The organism is Nocardiopsis protaetiae, assembly GCF_045446735.1.
Classification (GTDB): domain Bacteria; phylum Actinomycetota; class Actinomycetes; order Streptosporangiales; family Streptosporangiaceae; genus Nocardiopsis; species Nocardiopsis protaetiae.
The window spans coordinates 1-4,836 of record NZ_JBJJBV010000386.1 but is presented as its reverse complement, the minus strand read 5'-3'; the positions used below and the strand labels follow the sequence as shown (position 1 = coordinate 4,836).

Sequence of the window (4,836 nt, the reverse complement as noted above, 5' to 3'; positions counted from 1 at the left end):
CCGCGGCCGGGCCCCGGTGGGCCCGGCCGCGCTGCGCTGTGTCGCGCTGTGCTGTGCTGCGGGAAGCGAGGTGCGGGGTCAGACGTTGAAGTACGTCGCCTCCGGGTGGTGGACCACGATGGCGTCGGTGGCCTGCTCCGGCACCAGCTGGAACTCCTCCGACAGGTGGACGCCCACCCGCTCCGGCTCCAGCAGCCGCATGATCTTGGCCCGGTCCTCCAGGTTCGGGCAGGCGCCGTACCCCAGCGAGAAGCGGGCGCCCCGGTACCCGAGCTTGAAGAACGCCTCCAGCTCGGCCGGGTCCTCGCCGCCGAAGCCCAGCTCGCCGCGCACCCGCGTGTGCCAGTACTCCGCCAGCGCCTCGGTGAGCTGCACCGACAGGCCGTGCAGTTCGAGGTAGTCGCGGTAGGCGTTCTTCTCGAACAGCTCCGCGGTGGCCCGGCTGATCGCCGACCCGACGGTCACCACCTGGAAGGACACCACGTCGAGCTCCCCCGACTCCTTGGGCCGGAAGTAGTCGGCCAGGCACAGGTGCCGGTCGCGGCGCTGGCGCGGGAAGGTGAACCGGGTGCGCTCCCTCTTCCCGTCCTCGTCCAGCACCACCAGGTCGTTCCCCTCGCTGTAGCAGGGGAAGTGGCCGTGCACGACCGCGGCCTCCAGCAGGCCGTCGGTCTGGATGCGGTCCAGCCACATCCGCATGCGCGGGCGGCCCTCGGTCTCCACCAGCTCCTCGTAGGAGGGGCCCTCGCCGCCGCGGGCGGCCTTGAGCCCCCACTGGCCCATGAACGTGGCGCGCTCGTCCAGGAACGCGGCGTAGTCCGCCAGCGGGATGCCCTTGCTGATCCGGTCGCCGAGGAACGGCGGTACCGGCACCGGGTTGTCGGTGGCCACGTCGCTGCGGGCGGGCATCTCCTCGGGCTCGGTGACCTGGAGGGTGGCGCCCCGCTTGACCCGCCGCTGGCGCAGCTCGGGCAGCGCGGCACCCTCCTCGCCGCGCTTGACCGCCATGAACGCGTCCATCAGGCGCAGGCCCTCGAACGCGTCCTTGGCGTACCGGACGTGGCCGTCGAACACCTCGGCCAGGTCCTGCTCCACGTAGGAGCGGGTGAGCGCGGCGCCGCCCAGCAGCACGGGGAACCGCTCGGAGATGCCCCGGGAGTTCATCTCCTGGAGGTTCTCCTTCATGATCACCGTGGACTTGACCAGCAGCCCCGACATCCCGATGACGTCGGCGCGCTCGCGCTCGGCCGCCTCCAGGATCGCCGACACCGGCTGCTTGATGCCGATGTTGACGACGTCGTAGCCGTTGTTGGACAGGATGATGTCGACGAGGTTCTTGCCGATGTCGTGGACGTCGCCCTTGACCGTGGCCAGGACGATGCGGCCCTTGCCGTCGTCGTCGGTCTTCTCCATGTGGGGTTCGAGGTAGGCGACGGCGGCCTTCATGACCTCGGCGGACTTGAGCACGAACGGCAGCTGCATCTTGCCCGAGCCGAACAGCTCGCCGACGGTCTTCATGCCCGCGAGCAGGGTGTCGTTGACGATCGCCAGGGCGGGGCGCTGCTCCAGGGCCTCGTCGAGGTCGGCCTCGATGCCGGTGAGCTCGCCGTCGATGATGCGCCGCTCCAGGCGCTCCCACAGCGGTAGGGCGGCCAGCTCCTCGGCGCGGGAGGCCTTCATGGACTTGGCGTCCACGCCCTCGAACATCTCCATGAACCGGGACAGCGGGTCGTAGTCGCCCTCGCGCCGGTCGTAGATGAGGTCCAGGGCGACCTTGAGCTGGTCCTCGGGGATCTGGTTGATCGGCACGATCTTGGAGGCGTGCACGATCGCCGAGTCCAGGCCCGCCTGGACCGCCTCGTTGAGGAACGCGGAGTTCAGCACGATGCGGGCGGCGGGGTTGACGCCGAAGGACAGGTTGGACAGGCCCAGGGTGGTCTGGACGTCGGGGTAGCGGCGCTTGAGCTCGCGGATGGCCTCCAGCGTCTCGATCCCGTCGCGCCGGGTCTCCTCCTGGCCGGTGGTGATGGGGAAGGTGAGGCAGTCGATGACGATGTCGCTCGTGCGCAGCCCCCACTCGCCGGTGATCTGGTCGATGAGGCGGGACGCCACCCGGACCTTCCACTCGGCGGTGCGGGCCTGGCCCTCCTCGTCGATGCACAGGCCCACGACGGCGGCGCCGTGCTCCTTGACCAGGGTCATGATGCGGGTGAACCGGGAGTCGGGGCTGTCGCCGTCCTCGTAGTTGACGGAGTTGACGACGGCGCGGCCGCCCAGCGCCTCCAGGCCCGCCTCCAGCACCGGGGGCTCGGTGGAGTCGAGCATGATCGGCAGGGTGGAGGAGGTGGCCATCCGGGAGGCGAGCTCGCGCATGTCGCGCACGCCGTCGCGGCCGACGTAGTCGATGTTGAGGTCGAGCAGGTGGGCGCCGTCGCGGATCTGGTCGCGGGCCATCTCGACGCAGCCGTCCCAGTCCTCGGCGAGCATCGCCTCGCGGAACTTCTTGGACCCGTTGGCGTTGGTGCGCTCGCCGATGGCCAGGTAGCTGGCGTCCTGGCGGAAGGGGACGCTCTGGTAGAGCGAGGAGGCGGCGGCCTCCAGGATGGGCTTGCGGTCCTTGACGCCGCGACCCTGCACCCGCTCCACGACCTGGCGCAGGTGCTCGGGGGTGGTGCCGCAGCAGCCGCCGACCAGGCTCAGGCCGAACTCGGAGGTGAAGGTGTCGTGGGCGTCGGCCAGCTCCCCGGGGGTGAGGGGGTAGACGGCGCCGTTGGGGCCCAGCTGGGGCAGGCCCGCGTTGGGCATGCAGGAGATCGGCACCCGCGCGTAGTGCGACAGGTAGCGCAGGTGCTCGCTCATCTCGACCGGGCCGGTGGCGCAGTTGAGGCCGATCATGTCGATGCCCAGCGGCTCCAGGGAGGTCAGCGCGGCGCCGATCTCCGAACCCATGAGCATGGTGCCGGTGGTCTCGATGGTGACCTGGGCGATGACGGGGACGTCGCGGCCCAGGGCCCTGCGGGCCCGGTTGGCGCCGACCACGGCGGCCTTGACCTGGAGCAGGTCCTGGCAGGTCTCGATGAGGATCGCGTCGGCGCCGCCGTCGATGAGGCCGCGGGCGCACTGCTCGTAGTGGTCGCGCAGGAGGGCGTAGGGGGCGTGGCCCAGGGTGGGCAGCTTGGTGCCCGGGCCCACCGAGCCCAGCACGTAGCGGGGCTGGTCGGCGGTGGAGTAGGAGTCGGCGGCCTCGCGGGCGATGCGGGCGCCGGCCTCCGCGATCTCGTAGGTGCGGTCCTCGATGCCGTACTCGAAGAGGCCGCCGTAGTTCGCGGAGAAGGTGTTGGTCTCGATGCAGTCGGATCCCACGGCCAGGAAGGCGGCGTGGGTGTCGTGGACGATGTCCGGCCGGGTGATGTTGAGGATGTCGTTGCATCCCTCGTGGCCTTGGAACTGGTCCAGGTCGAGATCGTGCGCCTGGAGCATGGTCCCCATCGCGCCGTCCGCCACGACGACTCGCTGGGAAAGCGCTTCACGGAAGGTCAGGCGAGCTTTCATATTCCGCAACTCTAATCTCGGGGCACCCGGGGGATCCGGTGCTCGACCCCCCGTTTCCCGTGCGTGCGCGGTAGTGGTGCGGGGTGCCCGTGCCGGTGCAGTCCGGCTCTCCCCGTCCCGTGGTCGCGTGCCGAGCAGTGGCGGGCTCGGTCGGACCCGTGGAGCGGTGGCGGCGATGCCGCCGGGCTGGTCGCTCACTGGACCCGTCCGTGGTGCGGTCGGGTCGATGCGGCCGGGGACAACGGTGTCCGGATCAGTCGCTCCACCGAGGCTACAACATCGGCCGTTTCGCGACGTGAGATAGGTGTCTTACATCGTGTCAGGGGCGGCGCCGGCACGGAGCCGGGGCGAGAGCGTGCGCACTGTGAATAACCGTTCCCTCCGCGGGGCGCCACCCCATATGGTGGATGCGTTCGTGTGCAGGAAGGGGCCGCCGAATGACCAAGCTCACCCGGGAACTCGTGGACCCGGTGCTGGTGGCTGCGTTCGAGGGCTGGAACGACGCGGGCGAGGCCGCGAGCCTGGCCGTGGAGCACCTGGCCCGGGAGTGGGACGCACAGGAGCTGTGTGCTCTGACGCCCGACGACTACTACGACTTCCAGGTGACGCGGCCGCGGCTGACGGTGGTCGACGGGCAGGTCGGCCCGGTCGAGTGGCCCACCACCCGGGTGCGCGTGGCGCGCATGCCGGGCGGGCGCGACGTGGTGCTGGTCACCGGCCCCGAGCCGAACATGCGGTGGCGGTCCTACGCCGCCGACCTGCTGTCCATCGCCCGGGAGTTGAGCGTGCGGCGCGCGGTGATGCTGGGGTCGCTGTTGGCGGACGCCCCGCACACGCGGCCGATTCCGGTCACGGGCATGGCGTCGCCGCGCGAGCTGGGCACCCGGATGGGTCTGGAGGCCACCACGTACTCGGGGCCGACGGGCATCGTGGGTGTGGTGCACGAGGCGTTCTCCGCCGCCGGGATCGAGGCGGTGTCACTGTGGGCGGCCATCCCCCACTACGTGGCGCAGCCGCCCTGCCCCAAGGCGACGCTGGCGCTGCTGGCCTGGGTGGAGGACTTCCTCGACGTCAAGGTGCCGCTGGGCTCGCTGCCCGACGACGCGGTGTCCTGGGAGGCGGGGGTCAACGACCTGACCGCCGAGGACGAGGAGATCGCCGCCTACGTGCGGGGCCTGGAGGAGGCCAAGGACACGGCCGAGCTGCCGGAGGCCTCGGGCGACGCGATCGCCCGCGAGTTCGAGCGCTACCTGCGCCGCCGCGACGACGACTGACGACACCGAG

2 protein-coding genes are annotated in these 4,836 nt (G+C 70.9%); one reads left to right on the top strand and one right to left on the bottom strand.

Annotation, left to right across the window (positions count from 1 at the left end):
* Positions 1 to 78 precede the first annotated feature (78 nt).
* Positions 79 to 3,552, bottom strand: coding sequence for a methionine synthase (gene metH, locus ACJOT3_RS32450; protein WP_406976951.1), 3,474 nt, complete (start codon positions 3,550 to 3,552; stop codon positions 79 to 81).
* Positions 3,553 to 3,989: 437 nt separating this feature from the next.
* Here metH and ACJOT3_RS32445 point away from each other — a divergent pair, with 437 nt between their 5' ends.
* Positions 3,990 to 4,826 carry a PAC2 family protein gene (locus tag ACJOT3_RS32445; protein ID WP_406976950.1) on the top strand — a complete coding sequence of 279 codons (837 nt, stop codon included), beginning with the start codon at positions 3,990 to 3,992 and terminating at the stop codon, positions 4,824 to 4,826.
* Positions 4,827 to 4,836: the final 10 nt, after the last annotated feature.

Excerpts from the sequence above, each read along its gene's own strand:
- metH (WP_406976951.1), bottom strand. The coding sequence starts at position 3,552 with ATGAAAGCTCGCCTGACCTTCCGTGAAGCGCTTTCCCAGCGAGTCGTC.
- ACJOT3_RS32445 (WP_406976950.1), top strand. The coding sequence starts at position 3,990 with ATGACCAAGCTCACCCGGGAACTCGTGGACCCGGTGCTGGTGGCTGCG.